Annotated in this window: 14 protein-coding genes; 4 read left to right on the top strand and 10 right to left on the bottom strand. The window is 65.6% G+C overall.

Annotation, left to right across the window (positions count from 1 at the left end):
- The first annotated feature begins 102 nt into the window (after positions 1-102).
- Positions 103-2,490, top strand: coding sequence for a heavy metal translocating P-type ATPase (locus AC07XB_RS13795; RefSeq protein WP_492828290.1), 2,388 nt, complete (start codon positions 103-105; stop codon positions 2,488-2,490).
- A 187-nt stretch (positions 2,491-2,677) separates the two neighbouring features.
- Here AC07XB_RS13795 and AC07XB_RS13790 read toward each other — a convergent pair whose 3' ends face one another.
- From AC07XB_RS13790 to AC07XB_RS13755, 8 genes are all read right to left on the bottom strand, one after another.
- On the bottom strand, positions 2,678-3,568 hold the full coding sequence (locus AC07XB_RS13790) for a polysaccharide deacetylase family protein (protein WP_492374696.1): 891 nt from the start codon (positions 3,566-3,568) through the stop codon (positions 2,678-2,680).
- 13 nt (positions 3,569-3,581) lie between these two features.
- Positions 3,582-4,634 (bottom strand): bifunctional UDP-4-keto-pentose/UDP-xylose synthase, encoded by a 1,053-nt coding sequence (locus tag AC07XB_RS13785; RefSeq protein ID WP_052495092.1) that lies wholly within the window; start codon positions 4,632-4,634, stop codon positions 3,582-3,584.
- Complete coding sequence (locus AC07XB_RS13780; protein WP_492828292.1) at positions 4,631-5,590, bottom strand: formyltransferase; 960 nt, start codon at positions 5,588-5,590, stop codon at positions 4,631-4,633. The genes AC07XB_RS13785 and AC07XB_RS13780 overlap by 4 nt, the downstream gene beginning before the upstream one ends.
- Positions 5,578-6,570 carry a glycosyltransferase gene (locus AC07XB_RS13775; RefSeq protein WP_459376337.1) on the bottom strand — a complete coding sequence of 331 codons (993 nt, stop codon included), beginning with the start codon at positions 6,568-6,570 and terminating at the stop codon, positions 5,578-5,580. Before AC07XB_RS13775 ends, AC07XB_RS13780 begins: the two co-directional genes overlap by 13 nt.
- Entirely contained in the window at positions 6,549-7,712 is a 1,164-nt protein-coding gene (locus AC07XB_RS13770) for a DegT/DnrJ/EryC1/StrS family aminotransferase (RefSeq protein WP_492374698.1), read from the bottom strand. The genes AC07XB_RS13775 and AC07XB_RS13770 overlap by 22 nt, the downstream gene beginning before the upstream one ends.
- Positions 7,713-7,759: 47 nt before the next feature.
- Positions 7,760-8,131: a DMT family transporter gene (locus tag AC07XB_RS13765; protein ID WP_043355625.1), complete on the bottom strand. Its 372-nt coding sequence runs from the start codon at positions 8,129-8,131 to the stop codon at positions 7,760-7,762.
- Positions 8,128-9,900, bottom strand: coding sequence for a glycosyltransferase family 39 protein (locus tag AC07XB_RS13760; RefSeq protein WP_492828294.1), 1,773 nt, complete (start codon positions 9,898-9,900; stop codon positions 8,128-8,130). The genes AC07XB_RS13765 and AC07XB_RS13760 overlap by 4 nt, the downstream gene beginning before the upstream one ends.
- 497 nt (positions 9,901-10,397) lie before the next feature.
- Positions 10,398-10,961 (bottom strand): HdeD family acid-resistance protein, encoded by a 564-nt coding sequence (locus AC07XB_RS13755; protein ID WP_492810575.1) that lies wholly within the window; start codon positions 10,959-10,961, stop codon positions 10,398-10,400.
- A 233-nt stretch (positions 10,962-11,194) separates the two neighbouring features.
- On the opposite strand from AC07XB_RS13755, the gene AC07XB_RS13750 reads away from it, so the two are divergent.
- Positions 11,195-12,016 carry a hypothetical protein gene (locus AC07XB_RS13750; protein ID WP_492374712.1) on the top strand — a complete coding sequence of 274 codons (822 nt, stop codon included), beginning with the start codon at positions 11,195-11,197 and terminating at the stop codon, positions 12,014-12,016.
- A gap of 119 nt (positions 12,017-12,135) precedes the next feature.
- On the opposite strand, the gene AC07XB_RS13745 is transcribed toward AC07XB_RS13750, so the two are convergent.
- Positions 12,136-12,444, bottom strand: coding sequence for a hypothetical protein (locus AC07XB_RS13745; RefSeq protein ID WP_043355619.1), 309 nt, complete (start codon positions 12,442-12,444; stop codon positions 12,136-12,138).
- A 344-nt stretch (positions 12,445-12,788) separates the two neighbouring features.
- Complete coding sequence (locus tag AC07XB_RS13740) at positions 12,789-13,727, bottom strand: amino acid ABC transporter substrate-binding protein (protein ID WP_416052814.1); 939 nt, start codon at positions 13,725-13,727, stop codon at positions 12,789-12,791.
- A 272-nt stretch (positions 13,728-13,999) separates the two neighbouring features.
- Here AC07XB_RS13740 and AC07XB_RS13735 point away from each other — a divergent pair, with 272 nt between their 5' ends.
- Both AC07XB_RS13735 and AC07XB_RS13730 read left to right on the top strand, forming a co-directional pair.
- Positions 14,000-15,826, top strand: a complete 1,827-nt coding sequence (locus tag AC07XB_RS13735; protein ID WP_492828297.1) for a DUF2138 family protein — start codon at positions 14,000-14,002, stop codon at positions 15,824-15,826.
- A gap of 26 nt (positions 15,827-15,852) precedes the next feature.
- Positions 15,853-16,521, top strand: coding sequence for a DUF1175 domain-containing protein (locus tag AC07XB_RS13730; RefSeq protein WP_492828316.1), 669 nt, complete (start codon positions 15,853-15,855; stop codon positions 16,519-16,521).

Genomic DNA, 16,521 nt, shown 5'->3' with positions numbered 1-16,521 from the left:
CCTCAGGCGCCCGCACCGGCCGATGTGCAGACAGCACTTGACCCTGTAGTCGCTTCAGGGTCTTAAATGGGCGGTAAGCAAAAACAAGCAGGGAAAACCGCCATGCCTAGCGCAACGCCAGACCAAGCTTCGCTCCGTGACCCATCTTGCTGCGGTCATGGGCATTCTGATGCACACGAACACGCGCATAAGCACGATCAAGCACACCAGCACAACCATGGCCACGATCACGATCGCGGCCACCAGCACGCTCAGGCGGGCGGCGCCGCTTGCTGTGGCAGCGCCAGCGTGGCGCCGCCGATTGCCGTAGCCGTTCCTGTCGGCGCCGCCGCGGCCAGCTATCGCATCGACGCGATGGATTGCCCCACGGAAGAGACCCTGATCCGCAACAAGCTGGGCAGCATGGCCGGCGTGGCCGCGCTGCAGTTCAACCTGATGCAGCGCGTGCTGACGGTGCACCATACGCTGGACTCCCTGGAGCCGGTGGTGCGGGCCATCGAGAGCCTCGGCATGAAGGCCGAGCCGCTGTCGGAGCAGGCCGCGGCGCTGCCGCCGCAAGCCGCCAGGCCGTGGTGGCCGCTGGCGTTCGCCGGCGTGGCCGCGCTCGGCGCGGAGGCTGTGCAGTGGCTGCAAGTGCCCGGCCAGGAATGGCTGGCGCCCCTGCTGGCGTTGGTGGCTGTGGCAATAGCCGGGCTGGGCGTCTACAAGAAGGGCTGGATTGCGCTGTCCAATGGCAACCTGAACATCAACGCATTGATGAGCATCGCTGTCACTGGCGCCATGCTGATCCGGCAGTGGCCGGAAGCGGCCATGGTGATGGTGCTGTTCGCGCTGGCCGAGCGCATCGAGGCGGCGTCGCTGGACCGTGCCCGCAATGCCGTGCGCGGCCTGATGGCAATGGCGCCGGAGCAGGCCACGGTGCAGCAGCCCGACGGCAGCTGGCTGCCCGTGGAGGCTAGCGCGGTGGCCATCGGCGCCTTGGTGCGCCTGCGCCCTGGCGAACGCGTAGCGCTCGACGGGCGGGTGCTGCGTGGCCAGTCCACGCTGGACCAGGCACCGATCACCGGCGAGAGCGTGCCGGTCGACAAGACCGTCGGCGATGCACTTTTCGCCGGCACCATCAACCAAGCTGGCGAACTGGAGTACGAAGTCACCGCGCCGGCCAGCGGCTCCACGCTGGCGCGCATCATCCACGCGGTGGAGGCGGCGCAGGGCAGCCGCGCGCCCACGCAGCGCTTTGTCGACCGCTTTGCCCGCATCTACACGCCGCTGGTGTTCCTTGGCGCGGTGCTGGTGGCCGTGGTGCCGCCGCTGGTGATGGACGGCGACTGGAGCGCATGGATCTACAAGGCGCTGGTGCTGCTGGTGATTGCCTGCCCGTGCGCGCTGGTGATCTCCACGCCGGTAACGATCGTCAGCGGCCTTGCGGCCGCGGCGCGGCGCGGCATCCTGATCAAGGGGGGCGTCTACCTGGAGCAGGGCAAGGATCTGAAATGGCTGGCGCTGGACAAGACCGGCACCATCACCCACGGCAAGCCGGCCCAGACCGATTTCCAGCCCCTGGGCGCAACCGCCGCGGCAGGTGCGGCGGCGAGCGATGCGGCGCGCCTGATGGCGGCTAGCCTGGCTGCCCGGTCCGACCATCCGGTGTCGATGGCCGTGGCCAATGCCGCGCGTGCGCATGGCATCGTGCCGCTGGAAGTGCAGGACTTTGCGGCGCTGCCCGGGTACGGGGTCAGCGGCAGCGTGAACGGGCGCAGCTACTATCTGGGGAACCATCGCCTGATCCACGACCGCGGGCTGTGCTCGCCGGAGCTGGAGGCTACGCTGGAAGCGCTGGAGCGGCAGGGAAAGACGGTTGTGCTGCTGGGCGCGGATCACGGCGTCGAGGCGCTGTTCGGCGTGGCGGATACGGTCAAGGACAGCAGCCGCGAGGCGGTGGCTGAGCTGCACGCGCTGGGCGTCAGGACGCTGATGCTGTCGGGCGACAACCCGCATACCGCGCAAGCGATCGCAGCGCAGGTGCAGATCGACGAGGCACGCGGCAATCAGCTGCCGCAGGACAAGGCGGACGCCATCGCTGCGCTGAGCGTGAAGGGGGCAGAAGGGGCGCCGGGTAATGGTAGCAATGGTAGCAAGCGCGTCGTGGTGGGCATGGTGGGTGACGGCGTCAATGATGCGCCCGCGCTGGCCCGTGCCGATATCGGCTTCGCCATGGGCGCGGCCGGGACCGATACGGCGATCGAGACCGCCGACGTGGCGCTGATGGATGACGACCTGCGCAAGATCCCCGCCTTTATCCGGCTGTCGCGGCAGACTTCGACGATCCTGAAGCAGAACATTGCCCTGGCGCTTGGCATCAAGGCGATTTTCCTGGCCCTCACGGTCATGGGCCTGGGCACCATGTGGATGGCGGTGTTCGCCGATATGGGGGCGAGCTTGCTGGTGGTCTTCAACGGCCTGAGGCTGGCGGGGAGGGACCGTAGCTGAACGTTGTCGAGGGTCCGCCGGGGCCTTCGCCAACGGGCCGAAGCGAGGCTGAGGCACACGCGCACGCAAGCGGTGCACGCATGAACGCATCGTCAATGGCCGGTTGCCGGCCGTTGACGATCGTTGATGGTACTGACTGTGTTTTGATGCGGACGGGCGCGGGCGACAAGCCGTCCCGGCCAGATGCCTACGGCTGCAGGATCAGCTCGCCGCTTCTTCCCTCGATCGCGCCCCACGTCACCGGCAGTTGCGGCAGGGCGCTGCGATCGATATGCCGGTAGAGCGTGGCCATCGACACCAGTTCATGCCCCTGCGCGCGCCAGCCATCCAGCAGGCGGTTGAACACCGGCGCAAGCTTGCCGCCCTCGAGTTCGGTGTGCAGGGTGAACACGTGGTCGCGCCCGTCTTCGCTCAGGCGCAGCACGGCGTGGTGGACGTTGTCTTCCGTCATGTCGCCCACGCCGATCAGTTCGTCCAGCGTCGGCAGCGTGGTCGGCATCTGCACGTGGCGGCATGCCACACCATCGACCGTGGGGATATACGGACCGGTGCCGCGGCCATCGGACGCGTACACCATGCCCCAGTCGTCGATCTGGCGGAAGGCCTCATCGTTCATTTGCCAACCGGCCGCGCCATGGGTGGGCGGTGCTTCGCCGAATATCTCGACGAAGCGGTCGAATGCACTTTGCATCTGGCGCCGGGTCCAGGCCGCATCGCGCTCGCGCACGTTGTCCTGCCAGTAGACGTGGTCCCAGGTGTGGATGCCGCACTCGTGCCCCGCCGCACGCGCCGCGCGCATCTCGGCCGCGCCCTTGCGGCCGATATCGGGACCGGGCAGCAGCACGCCGTACATCAGCGTGCGCAAGCCATAGTTCGACACCACCGAGGTACGCGACACCTTCTTCAGGAAGCCGGGACGGAACACGCGCCGCAGCGCCCAGCCGGTATGGTCGGGGCCAAGGCTGAACAGAAAGGTGGCCTCGGCCCGCACGCGGGCCAGCATGGCGAGCAGCGCCGGCACGCCTTCGCGGGTGCCGCGCAGCGTGTCGACGTCGACCTTCAGGGCGATACGGGCCATCGGGTGCGTGCGCTCAGTTGGCCGAATCGACCAGGGTACGCGCCTCGATCACCTTGCTGCGGTAAGCCTCGAAGATGGCGCGCAGCGCGTCTTCCATGCTGACCTCGGGCTTCCAGCCGAGCTCTTCCACGGTGTTGTCGATCTTCGGCACGCGGTTCTGCACGTCCTGGTAGCCCTTGCCGTAGAAGTCGCCCGAGGAGGTTTCCACGATCTGGGTCTTCTTGGCTTCTTCCGCGTACTCGGCGTAGTCGCCGGCCATCTTCAGCATCATCTCGGCCAACTCGCGCACGGAGTGGATGTTGCGCGGGTTGCCGATGTTGTAGATCTTGCCGGTGGCGATGCCGTTCGGGTTCTCGATGATGCGCATCAGGGCGCTGATGCCGTCGGTGACATCGGCAAAGGCACGCTTTTGCGCGCCGCCGTCCACCAGCTTGATCGGCTCGCCGCGCACGATGTGGCCGAGGAACTGGGTGACCACGCGCGAGGAGCCTTCCTTCGATTCGAAGATCGAGTCCAGGCCGGCACCGATCCAGTTGAACGGGCGGAACAGGGTGTAGTTCAGGCCTTGCTCCATGCCGTAGGCGTGGATCACGCGGTCCATCAGCTGCTTGGAGCAGGCATAGATCCAGCGCGGCTTGTTGATCGGGCCGCAGATCAGCTCGGACGTCTCGGGATCGAACTCGTCGTCATGGCACATGCCGTACACCTCGGAGGTGGACGGGAACACCAGGTGCTTGCCGTACTTCACGGCGGCGCGCACGATCGGCAGGTTGGCTTCGAAGTCGAGTTCGAACACGCGCAGCGGCTGGCGCACGTAGGTGGCGGGCGTGGCGATGGCCACCAGCGGCAGCACCACGTCGCACTTGCGGATGTTGTACTCGATCCACTCCTTGTTGATGGTGATGTCACCTTCAAAGAAGTGCATGCGCGGATGGTCGATCAGGTCGCCAAGGCGATCGCTGGACATGTCCATGCCGTAGACTTCCCACGACGTGGTTTCGAGAATGCGGCGCGTCAGGTGGTGGCCGATGAAGCCGTTGACGCCAAGAATCAGGACCTTTTTCATCGGTTTTCCTCTTTGGACAATGCGGTAAGAAATGTGGAAAGCGCGGCAGCCGAGACGGGCGCGGGTTGGGCGCCATCGTCCAGCAGTTCGCGTACAAGGATCAGGCCGCCATCGCCGCACACGCCGACGATCTGCCCGTCGATCACGTGCAAGCCCGGGCGGGCGGCGCTGGTGGACTGCAATGGGGCTGCTCCGGCTGCGCTGCCGGCATGCGGCAGGCGCGCCTGCGCCACCACGAAGCGGCGCGAGCCGACATCGGTGAAGGCGCCGGGATAGGGCGGTGCGACTGCGCGGATCAGGTTGTAGACCTGCGCGGCCGGTTGCTGCCAGTCGATGCGGCCGTCCTCCGGCTTGCGCCCGGAGAAGTAGCTGCCTTCGGCAAGGCGGTTGGGCAGCGGCGTGATGTTGCCGGCCATCATGGCGGGCAGGGCGCGCCACAGCGTTTGCTCGGCGGCCACGGTCACTTTCTCGAAGACCTCGCCGGCGGTGTCATCGGGCAGGATCGGCACTGACGTCTGGTCGACGATGAAGCCGGCATCCGGCTTGGCTTCCATCGCATGCAGCGTGGCGCCGGTCTCGCTTTCTCCGTGCAGCACCGCCCAGTTCACCGGCACGCGGCCGCGATACTTGGGCAGCAGCGAGCCGTGCATATTGAACGCGCCTTGCGGCGCCAGCGCCAGCACTGCCGCGGGAATCATCGCGCGGTAGTAGAAGGAGAAGATCACTTCGGGGCGCGCCGCGGCCACTGCGGCAGCCAGCGCCGGATCGGCCGGGTCTTCGCCGTAGGTGACGGGCAAGCCGAGTTCGGCTGCGGTATCGGCAACGCGGCGGAACCAGATGTTCTCATCCGGGCGGTCGCGGTGCGTGACGACCAGCGCCACTTCCACGCCACGCGCGTGCAGCACGCGCAGGCAGCGGTCGCCGACGTTGTGATAAGCGAAGACTACTGCGCGCACGGGACCTCCGTCGCCTTTTGCTGTTCCGGCGTGCCTTCCAGCACCGCCTGGATGCGGTAGCGCGGACGGTTGCGCACTTCCTGGTAGATGCGGCCGATGTACTCGCCCAGCAGGCCGATGCCGAACAGCATGATGCCAACCAGGAAGAAGTTGAAGGCGAGCAGGGTGAACACACCCTGCACTTCCGCGCCAAGCACGAAGCGCCGAACCAGCAGCACCGCCACCAGGCCCGCCGATGCCAGCGACAGCAAGGTGCCGATGGCGGAGAACCACTGCAGCGGCACGATGGAGAAGCCGGTTACCAGGTCGAAGTTCAGCCGGATGAGCTGGAACAGCGAATACTTGGATTCGCCGGCGTGGCGTTCCTCGTGCTCGACCACGATCTCCACCGGATTGGAGGAGAAGGTATAGGCCAGCGCGGGGATAAAGGTATTGACCTCACGGCAGGCATTGATGGTGTCGACGACATTGCGGTCGTAGGCACGCAGCATGCAGCCCTGGTCGGTCATCTTGATGCGCGTGATGCGCTCGCGCAGCCGGTTCATGGCCCGGGACGCAATGCGGCGGAACGCCGTGTCGTTGCGCTCGCGGCGGATGGTGCCAACGTAGTCATGGCCTTCGCGCATGGTTGCCACCAGCCGCGGGATTTCCTCCGGCGGGTTTTGCAGGTCGGCATCCAGCGTGATCACGATCTGGCCGCGGGTGTGCTCGAAGCCGGCCAGGATGGCCATATGCTGGCCAAAGTTACCGTTGAACAGCACGACGCGCGTGGTGTCCGGGCGCTTGTGAAACTGGCTGGCCAGGATCTGTGCCGAACGGTCGCGACTGCCGTCGTTGACGAAGATGATCTCGTAGTTGCAGCCGAGCCCGTCCATCGCCGGGTAGAGCCGGTCGAACAGAGCTTGCAGGCCATCTTCCTCGTTATAGACGGGAATGACGACGGAGACTTCGACAGGGCTCATTTGAAGAGGCGTTTGCATGTTTCACTAAGAGTTGCGCATACCCGCTCCACGTCGGCGGCTTGCATGGCGGGGAACATCGGCAGCGTGACGATGCCCCGTCCGATGCGCTCGGCGTGCGGCAGCATGCCTTCGCGCCAGCCCAGGGAGCGGTAATAAGAAAACAGGTGCACGGCGGGATAGTGCACGCCGGTGCCGACGCCTTGCTCGCGCATGGCCTCCATCACCGCGGTGCGCCCGCCTTCGATGCGTTCGGCCGGCAGCACCACCTGGAACATATGCCAGTTGGTGGTGGCCAGCTCGCCGTCACGCGGCAGCGGCAGCTCGATGCCGAGTTCGGCCAGGCCGCTGCCGGCGGCGCAGCGGTAGTACGCCTCGGCCAGTTCGGCGCGGCGTGCCGTGATGGCGTCAAGTTGCGCCAGTTGCGACAGGCCGATGGCGGCGTTGACATCGGTCAGGTTGAATTTGCCGCCGGGCTCTTCCACGTCCATCCCGTCCATGCCGGTACGGATCACGCCTTGCAGGCGCAGGCGTTCGGCACGTTCGGCTTCTTCGGGCGAGTTCATCACCAGGCAGCCGCCTTCGACGCTGGTGATGTTCTTGTTGGCCTGGAAGCTGAAGCTGACCAGGTCGCCGAAGGCGCCGATGCGCTGGCCGCGCCAGCGCGAGTCGATGGCCTGCGCGGCATCCTCGATCACGCGCAGGTTGTGCTTCTTTGCGATGGCGTAGAGGCGGTCCATATCCACCGGCAGGCCCGACAGGTAGACCGGCATGATGGCGCGGGTACGGGGCGTGATGGCGGCTTCCACGGCATCGAGATCGATATTGCGCGTGCGCGGATCGATGTCGACGAAGACGGGCTTGGCGCCCACCGTGATCACGACATTGGCAGTGGCAACCCAGGTGATCGGGGTGGTGATGACTTCGTCGCCGGGGCCGATATTGGCCACGCGCAGCGCGATTTCCATCGTCGCTGAGCCATTGGCGAAGGTGCGCACCGGGCGGCCCCCGAACAGCTCGGACAGGGCGGCCTCGAAGGCGTGCATCTTGGGGCCGGAGGTGATCCAGCCCGAGGCCAGCACCTTGCCCACCTCGGCGATGGCAGCGGCGTCAATATTCGGCTTGACGAAGGGCAGGAAGGCTTGCGCAGCGGAAGCGGTCATGGCAATCAGGCTCTTGTGTCTTGTGTCTTGTGGCGATGGTGCGGTGATCAGGAACGCGCGATGAGAAACACGCCAGCGAGGATCAGCAGGATGCCCGCTACGCGCAGGGGGCCGATCATTTCACCGAACAGCCACCAGGCTGCCAGGGCGTTCACGACGTAACCGAGCGACAGCATCGGGTAAGCGATCGATACATCGACCCGCGACAGCCCGACGATCCACACGCCGACGCTGACTACGTACAGTGTCAGGCCAGCCAGTACCGGCCACTGCGTCAGCACGCGAAACGCCGTGGCAAACAGCGTCGCGCGCTCGATGGTGATTGCGCCCACGGCGTTGGTGCCGGCTTTGAGCAGCAACTGCGCGCACGCATTAAGCAGCACGCCGGTGAAGATAAAAGCGAAGGTAGAGAGCGTCATGGCGCGCGGTTCGGTTCTTGCTGCGGGGCCGCCGGCGCCTGGCCGGGAGGCGGGAAGTTGGTGACCGCGACGCGGCGCTTGTCTTGCCCGATCTTGTACATCGGCACCTTGCTCTCTTGCAGCATCTTGTAGGTGGCAGCCGACATGATGCCCACGGCGTGCTGACCATCCTGCCATTTTGCAATAAAGGCATCCAGCGTGGGGAGCCATTTCTGCGGCTCCTGCTTGGTGCCGAACTCCAGTTCGTCCGGCCATTCCACCATGATGGTGGTGCGGCGCAGGTAGTACGGCAGCGTGTGGTCCAGCATGCGCACGCCGTAGATCGGCATGTCATCCGTCAGCACGGCGTTGATGGCGGGCACCATGTCCACGCCCGAAGTCTGCCGTCCCATGACCTCGTGGCCCAGCAGCGCCACCGTGAAGCTGGTGAACAAGCCGAGCGAGTAAACGGTGATGCTGACCATCAGGCCCTTGCTCGCCAGCAGCTTGCGCGCGAGGAACACGGCGCCGAGCATCAGCACGAAGGCGGCGCCGACCCAGACCGCGAACAAGCGGTACAGCTCGTTGGGCGTGTTGTCGGAATTCAGCGTGGCCACCACCGGGCTGGCCAGCAAGCCGATTGCCGCAATGACCAGCATGCCGTTGAGCTGCCGCTTCCAGCTGCGCTCATCGATGTGCTGCAGCGCCACGGCTGCCAGCATGCCAAGCGCCGGGAAGATCGGCACGATGTAGCCGGGCAGCTTCGAGCCGGACAGGCTGAAGAAGACAAAGATGGCAATGGCCCACACGGCCAGCAACAGCGCCGGCTGGAATGGCCGTGCCGGCGCCACGCGTGCCGCCGCGCCCTCGCCACGGACCACTTGCCACATGCGCGGCGCCAGGCCCAGCCAGGGGATGAAGCCCGCCACCAGCAACGGCACGAAGTACCACAGCGGGCCTTTGCGCGAGTGTACCGTCGAGGTATAGCGCTGCCAGTGCTCGTGGATAAAGAAGAAATTCAGGAATTCGGGGTTGCGCTCAGACACCAGCCAGAACCAGGGCACCGTGACGATCAGCATCAGCGCGATGCCGGTGATCAGGTGCAGGCGGCGCCACAGTCCGAAGTCGCGCGAGATCAGGGTGTAGATGACCAGCACGAGACCGGGCAGGGCAATGCCTACCAGCCCCTTGGTCAGGATCGCCACGCCCATCGCTATCCAGCAGGCCCACATCCAGTACCGCCGCGCGGCCGGCGTAGCAGCCGGGTGCTGCGCGAGCAGCATGAAGGCCAGCACGCAGGCCATGGCGCCGGACAGCGTCATGTCCAGCGAGTTGAAGTGCGAGGCCACGCTCCACATCGGCGCGGCGGCCAGCACCAGCCCGGTCAGGAAGGCGGCCCGGAAGCCATACCAGCGGTGGGCGGCGAGCATCGAGACCACAAGGCCGACCATGCCGGACAGCGCCACGCACAGCCGGGCCTGCCAGTCGCCTACGCCGAACACAGTGTAGGACAGCGCCGTCACCCACATATGGAAGGGCGGCTTCTCGAAGTACTTGAGTGCGTTGTAGCGGATGGTTACCCAGTCGCCGGTAGAGAACATCTCGCGCGCGATCTCGGCATAGCGGCCTTCATCGGAGCGCAGCAGGTGGCGAGCGTCGAGCGTGCCGAACCAGACCAGGAGAATAAACAGGCAAACCAGGACGATGGTGGTCGTGGGCAAGCCGGCAGATTGCGAAACACCTTGTGCGGTGCTTCGCGAGGTGTCTCGCGAGGTCACGGAACTACGCATACGTCTCCTGGAAAGGGATCGGGTGACCGCCCTGGCTTGCGCACATGACGACCGGTTCTCGGGCTTGCGGGGTGTGGCGATCCGCGCGCTGGCGGACCGGGTGGCTTGTCCCGCCTGCTGCCACACAATCATTGCATTGGCTCGCGATGGCGCGGCCACTTGCACGATGATCAAAGCTTGGTATACCGTCTTGGCCCCGCTAAAAAAGCGGAGTCAGGCTGTTACCGCAGCGCGCTGCCAGACTGTTTGACGGTTTCGGACTGCCCGGGCACCGGGCGAAAACATCACAACGCAGCAGCGACGGCTTTGGTAGACAAAAGAAGCAAGCGATCGTGCCCGTTTCCACGCGCCTTCTGCTTCGTCCGTCCTTATAGCCGTTACCTCATGGCCAACCGTCGTTGCCAAGTGGCGCGGCGCGCAATGTTAGCACGACCGCCGCAACCCACCGTCGCGCGCGGGGCCGGCGCACGCGGGACGGCCCGGGTAGCACGCGCGGCTTAGCTGGAAAGTGTATTAATCGGCATGTTTCTGGCGCGACGCAAGCGCAGCGAGACGCCGATCAGCAGAATGCCGCAAACCACCGCCCAGGCTCCGATCATCCACAGCACCGCCAGCGCGCCGGCAAGGGGTTGCCACAGCAGCAGGAAAGCGAACACGATGCTCACCAGCCCGGCCAGGATCAGCCACCATTCATTGGGAATGTCCTTGCGCAGGCGGATCGCCGCGACAATTTGCAGCACCCCTGTGGCAAGCGTCCAGGCGGCGATATATAACAGCAGGGAAAACGCCGTGACCACGGGGCTGAACCAGGTCAGCAAGCCCACGCCCAGGCCAAGCAGGCCTTGCAGTGCAAGGATGCCGCGGTCGCTAGCCTCGCGCTGGCTACCCGAGATGGCCATCAGCAGCGCGCTGACGCCGTCGGCGGCGGCAAAGGCGCCAAACAAGAGCACAAGTGCAGCCAGTGTGGCAATAGGTGCGAAAAACGCACAAATCCCGAAAAGAACGGCGAGAATGCCGCGCAAGGCCACGACCCACCAAAGCTTGGCGTAATACTGAAGCATAGGAACTCCCTGGCAAGCTGCCCGCATGGGCCGGCAGCGACGGTGACCGACTAAGATTGCCGACACGCGCGGGCAAAAAAGCGCTAGTTTCTAGCCAGCGCGAGCTACAACGTCTGGCTGGCCTTGCGTGTGGGACACCGGGTCGGAACGAGCGGGGGCGCGAAATCATTCTAGACAGGATTCATGTGAGGACAAAGGCGCAACGGTTTAGGGCTGCTTCCATTGCCAGCGCGGTGCTGCTGGCCGTGGGCGGCCTTGCGCAGGCTCAGACAGTGGCGGTGGCCGCTGCCACGCCTGAGCAGGCGCCGGCGCGGGCGCTCGCCCCGCTGTGCGACGCGCCATGGTTCCGCTCCGGCTCGCGGGTGCAGATGGAAGGCGATGGCGCCATGCCCATGTCGATCACCATGACCTTGCGCCGGGCGACCAAGAACCAGACTGGATGCCGGGCGCAGCTCGAGGTGCGCTCCAAGTCGGCGCTGTCTGCCCTGATGGGGCCGCCGGTCATCATGGACCAGGTCCACATGGTCAATATCGACCGCCGCTCCGACTCTGCCAAGAGCAGTATCGAGAGCGAGCATGCCGTCATCAATGCACAAGGGCGCTATGCCCGCATGTACGGCGAAGCCGCCTTCAGGGGCCAGGGCGTGTTCAGCTACGCGGGCATGGATATCCACGAGGGCGGCACCCTGGAGGGCGAGGCGTTCGAGTCCAGCGTCTCGCTGCAGATCTATCCGGTGGGCGCGGACGAGGTCGTGGGAAGCATGCGGGCGCTATATGCCTCGATCAGCGTCGGATCCCGCCACGTGGGCAAGCGCCAGATGATCGATACCGTGCTGGGCCGCAAGGAGTGCATGCCGATCACCTACGAGAAGCGGACTTCGCTGGGGCCGCTGATGGTGGGGGAGGAGGTGGTGCAGGTGGAGCCCACGCTGATGCACGTAACCGACTGGTATTGCCCCGCCGAGGCATTCGTGCTGCGCACCGAGATTCGCCAGCAGGACAAGGTGCAACGGATCGACGTCACGGGGATGGATCTGGATACGACTTCGCCCTGACGCTTTCCCCGCCTGCTAAAGCGGATTCTCCGGCAGCACACAGCAGAAAGCCCGCCAGTTTGAATTGGCGGGCTTTCTGCTGTCAGGGCGCCGGGTACCAGCGCGGCGCCCCTTACCGATCAGTTCGCGGCTGCGGCCGATGCGGCGGGCTTCTTGCTCTTGCTCTTCTTGCTCTTCTTGGTCGACTTCTTGGCCGGCGGCGCGGAGGCGTCGGTCAGGTCCGTGCGGGTGCTCTTGTTCGCGCCCTGGGAATACGGGTCGAACTTGTCACCGGACTTGGCACCCTGGCTATACGGGTCGAACTTATCGCCCGACTTGGCGCCCTGGCTATACGGGTCGAATTGCTTCTTCCCGGTCGATTGCGCCTGGGCAGCCACGGAGACGGCGCCAATGCACAGCGCGATGGCTGTCGCGACGAACTTGTTCATGTTTTCTCCTGGTAAATGCCGCCTTCCGGCGGTTCGAATACACGGAAACTGACGGCTAAGGCCGCCACGCCGATTGCGTGGGATACCGTTGCCGCGTTGTCCGCTGGTCCCCAGTGTCGCCAACATTTCGCCTGGCTGTCAACATACGCTGTATTGTGAAATGCACGCTTTGTATCGTCCTATGGAAAGCCGCTATTGCCTTTATCGCCAAGACTTGCTTGACGCTTGACGATCTATGTGCCTAATCGCACACTTTCCGTTTGCGTTAGGTGAGAAAAAGCCCCCGCAGGCCTGATGGCCTGCGGGGGCTTTGATTTTGGCGGATCGCCGGGCTTCGAAGGCCGTTATTCGGTCGCGACATCCGAAGGATGCTTCCACGCATCCCGGACTTCCGGACTCGGTGCCAGCGCAAGGTTGATGCTGCGGGCGCCGATTGGCTGCTGGAACCATTGCTTTTGCAGGGCGATCACCTGCGGGCCGGCGAATACCGATGCCAGGGTCTGGTCCACCAGTTGCTTCCACTCCGGATCGGCCTTGGACATCATCAGCGCATTCTGCTCGATCGACAGAGCGGGACCCACGATCACGAACTGCGAAGGGTCCTTGGCGCGGGCGCGCAGTCCCGACAGCAGTACATCGTCCATCACGAATGCCTGCGCACGTCCGGATTCGAGCAGCAGGAAGGATTCGCCATGATCCTTCGCGTAGATGTCATGGAAACCATACTGGCCCTTCAGGCGGCGCACATGGCGATCGCCCGTGGAGCCGGCGCTGGTCACCACGTTCTTGCCGCGCAGGTCCTCGAAGGATTTGATGCCCGAATCCGCGCGCACCAGCATGCGGACCGTGGAAATGTAATGCGAGACGCTGAAGGCGACCTGCTTCTGGCGCTCCAGGGAGTTCGTGTTGGGCGCGCAGTCGAGATCGACCAGGCCATTGACCACGGCGGGGATCCGGTTCTGCGGGGTGAGCGGCATCCAGCGCACCTTGATCGTTTTCAGCCCGAGCTTCACGCGCGCGGCCTCCGCGGCGCGCAGGCACAGGTCCACCGCGTAGCCTGCGGGCTCGCCCTTGTCGTTGGCGAAGGAAAAGGGCAGCGCCGATTCACGGTAGCCCAGCACGATGGTGCCGGTGTTGCGGATCTTGTCCAGCACCGGGCTTTGAGCCTGGGCGGCGTGTGGGGCGGAAATCGAGAGGGCGGCGGCAGCGACGAACGCTAGCTTTGCCAGCAGGCGGGAGGCACGGAACGTGCCGGCACTGGCGAATGTGGCAAACGAGAACATATGTCGAATATTTCAAAAATGGCGAGGCTACGCCCGTGGCCCGCTTCGGCAAAGTACATCTTTGTCATAAGCAAATATCGGCCCGGAGAGCCGCCTGGGCAAAGGCGCCCGGTCGGAAAGCGCACTACGCCGGCGGGTGGCGCCGAGCGCGCGGCCGCGCAGGCAGTCACAAAAATTCACGGTGGCTGGGTTGCGGTTTGATTGATGTGCGCGGTACGCTACCGGGTTCGCTGCATCTGTGACGTGCAGTGATCACGATCGTGAAGGGAATCATGAAGATTTCGCGCAAGAGAATCGCGCTTGGCACCGCCGCGCTGGCGATTGCCGCTGGTGTGGCCGTGCAAATGGTCTGGCACCCGTTCGGACGCGCCTGGAAGGGGCAGCCCCGCCAGCTTGAACTCGATTTCAGCCGCCCCGATGCGCTGGTCGACAGCGAAAGCCTGTCCAGCCTGCCGCGCGATATGCTCCGCGTGCCGCTGCTGCGCGATGTGCTCACCGAAGATTTCGTCAATTATTACGAAGACAACGAAGGCCGCCTGTCTGCCTCGGGCGCGTTGCGTCGCATTGCCTTCGAGCACGACCTGGACTGGGGCGATGCGTTGCTCAAGCGCGTGTTCGACGAACCGGGCCGGCTCATGGCCTGGCGCGGCGCCGATGGCACCTTGCGCTACTGGGCGTTGTCGATGGAGCGCAACGGGCTGGCCAAGGTGCTGCAGACACTTGGCACGATCGCCCCGGCTGACACGCAGCTGAGCCGTGCCGGTGAGGTCGGCGGCACGCCGCTGTATGCGTTGCGGATCGGCCCGGCGCGCAGCCTGCTGCTGGCGGGCAAGGGCGATCGCCTGGTAGTGCTGTCGGAAGCCGGCATGCTGCTGGACGCGGAAGGTAAGCCCATCGGCGCCCGCGCCAAGGCGGTGGCCGCCTGGCTGTCCGACGATGCCGGCGCGCGCGAGACCCCGCTGCAATCGTTCGCGCTCGACGCCGCCAAGGGCCCGCTCAAGGGCCATCGCGTGCTGGTTGGCGCGAATTACCTCTCGTTTGGCTACCAGGCATTCTTCCCGGGCATCGAAGCGCTGCGTTTCGATTTTGCCGGCGCCGACTCTAAGTCCGACTCTAAGTCCGATTCCAATTCCGATTCCAAGGCCGGCGCCGATGATGCCGCCTGGCACAGCGCGGTGCTGGTCGATGGCGCGCGCCTGCCGGGCAAGTGGAACACGGCCGAACTCTGGAAGGCCTTGCCGGCCGACCCCGCGGCGTGCGCCACGCTGCCGGTGGACTGGCAGGCCGCAGGCAAGATGCTGCAGAAGGTCAGCGGCGGCAAGGATGAACTGGCTGCGCAGGTGGCCCAGGCCTTCGACGGGCCGGCTGCCGTGTGCTTGTATAGCAAGTCGGCGCTGGTGGCGCCGTTGTTCATGGCCCGGGTCAAGTCGTCCGATGCCGCTACCGCGCTGCGTCCGGTGCTGGCGAGCCTGTTCGAGCAAGTGATCGGCGCCTATGAACCCAATGCCGGCGCAGAAAAGGGCGCCTATGCGCGCCTGCCGGTGCAGAGCCGCCAGGGCGCGGGCGGCGCGGTGTTGTGGTCGCGCGCGGTCAGCTCGCCCTACGGCACGCGTGAGGGCAAGGGGGCGCCGTTCGCGGCGCAGCTTTCGGCGGGCGCCTATTTCCCCGTGACGCTGGCACTGGCTGGCAACACGGTGCTGTTTTCGCCTGACGGCGCGTTGGTGGATGACGCGCTGGCGGTGCAGGGCAAGCGCTTCCCCGCGGTGGCCGACACCATGCAGCGCGGCCAGCAGGCTCGTACCGTGCTCAGTTTCACCCCGTCGACGCTGGCGCCGCTGGTGCGGCGCGAAGCCACCAAGGCGTTGCCCGCGGACCAGGAAGCCCTGTTCCTGAACGCGGCGCGCGCTCACCTGTTCCCTAAGCTGAAGACCCTTGCGGCCTACCCGGCGGTCTCGCTTGTGCTGCCCGATAGCTTGCCTTCGGGGCGTGCGTGGGTGTCGGTGACCTGGCAGCAGGCAGGCACGCCGCCGCGCGGCGTGCTGGCCGCGGCCCCGTCGATAGCGCCGATAGCACCGGCACCGCAAGAGGCCGCGCAGTGATAGCTGTGAGCCGAGGCCGCCGCTCGATGCTGGCGGCGCTGGCGCTTGCCTTGCCCCTGGCTGGCGGCGGTCGGGCCTGGGCCTTGTCGGGCCTGGCGTCGGACACGCCAGACGCGGATGCGCTCGATGCCGCGCAATCCGCGGCGTTTCGTGCCTGGTTCGTGCGCATCGTCGGCGAGCAGCTGCGCCAGGGCCCGACCCCACGCTGGTACCAGCGCGATTGTGCGGGCCTGGTGCGCTTTGCCGTGGGCGAGGCGCTCAAGGTGCATGACGCGCGCTGGCTGCGCGCCAACGGCATGCAAGGCAGCACCTCGGCCCGCCAGTTGCCGCCGGAGCTTAGCCTGAGCCCGAGCCAGCGCACGCTTGGCCAGCGCTGGACCCGCGCCGACGGCAGCACCGGGGCTTATGCCTCCGCCCTGGCCCTGGTGCAGGGCAATAGCCGCTTTGTCGCCAGGAACGTCAACCTGGCGCAGCCTGGCGACCTGCTTTTCTACGACCAGGGTGATGAACAGCACCTGATGATCTGGATGGGCCAGTACCTGGCCTATCACACCGGCACCGTGACCCGTACCGATAACGGCCTGCGTGCCGTCACCCTTTCCCGCTTGATGCAATGGAACGATTCGCGCTGGCAGCCGCAGGACGGCAATCCCAATTTCATCGGCGTATTCCGTTTCGCCTTTTTGTCGAGGTAA

This window comes from Cupriavidus sp. GW821-FHT02F09, from assembly GCF_059421605.1.
The sequence above is the reverse complement of the archived record's forward strand: the minus strand, read 5'-3'. Positions and strand labels throughout refer to the sequence as shown.

Coding starts and splice junctions, on each gene's coding strand:
- AC07XB_RS13795 (WP_492828290.1), top strand. CDS start 103: ATGCCTAGCGCAACGCCAGACCAAGCTTCGCTCCGTGACCCATCTTGC.
- AC07XB_RS13790 (WP_492374696.1), bottom strand. CDS start 3,568: ATGGCCCGTATCGCCCTGAAGGTCGACGTCGACACGCTGCGCGGCACC.
- AC07XB_RS13785 (WP_052495092.1), bottom strand. CDS start 4,634: ATGAAAAAGGTCCTGATTCTTGGCGTCAACGGCTTCATCGGCCACCAC.
- AC07XB_RS13775 (WP_459376337.1), bottom strand. CDS start 6,570: ATGCAAACGCCTCTTCAAATGAGCCCTGTCGAAGTCTCCGTCGTCATT.
- AC07XB_RS13770 (WP_492374698.1), bottom strand. CDS start 7,712: ATGACCGCTTCCGCTGCGCAAGCCTTCCTGCCCTTCGTCAAGCCGAAT.
- AC07XB_RS13765 (WP_043355625.1), bottom strand. CDS start 8,131: ATGACGCTCTCTACCTTCGCTTTTATCTTCACCGGCGTGCTGCTTAAT.
- AC07XB_RS13760 (WP_492828294.1), bottom strand. CDS start 9,900: ATGCGTAGTTCCGTGACCTCGCGAGACACCTCGCGAAGCACCGCACAA.
- AC07XB_RS13755 (WP_492810575.1), bottom strand. CDS start 10,961: ATGCTTCAGTATTACGCCAAGCTTTGGTGGGTCGTGGCCTTGCGCGGC.
- AC07XB_RS13745 (WP_043355619.1), bottom strand. CDS start 12,444: ATGAACAAGTTCGTCGCGACAGCCATCGCGCTGTGCATTGGCGCCGTC.
- AC07XB_RS13740 (WP_416052814.1), bottom strand. CDS start 13,727: ATGTTCTCGTTTGCCACATTCGCCAGTGCCGGCACGTTCCGTGCCTCC.
- AC07XB_RS13735 (WP_492828297.1), top strand. CDS start 14,000: ATGAAGATTTCGCGCAAGAGAATCGCGCTTGGCACCGCCGCGCTGGCG.
- AC07XB_RS13730 (WP_492828316.1), top strand. CDS start 15,853: ATGCTGGCGGCGCTGGCGCTTGCCTTGCCCCTGGCTGGCGGCGGTCGG.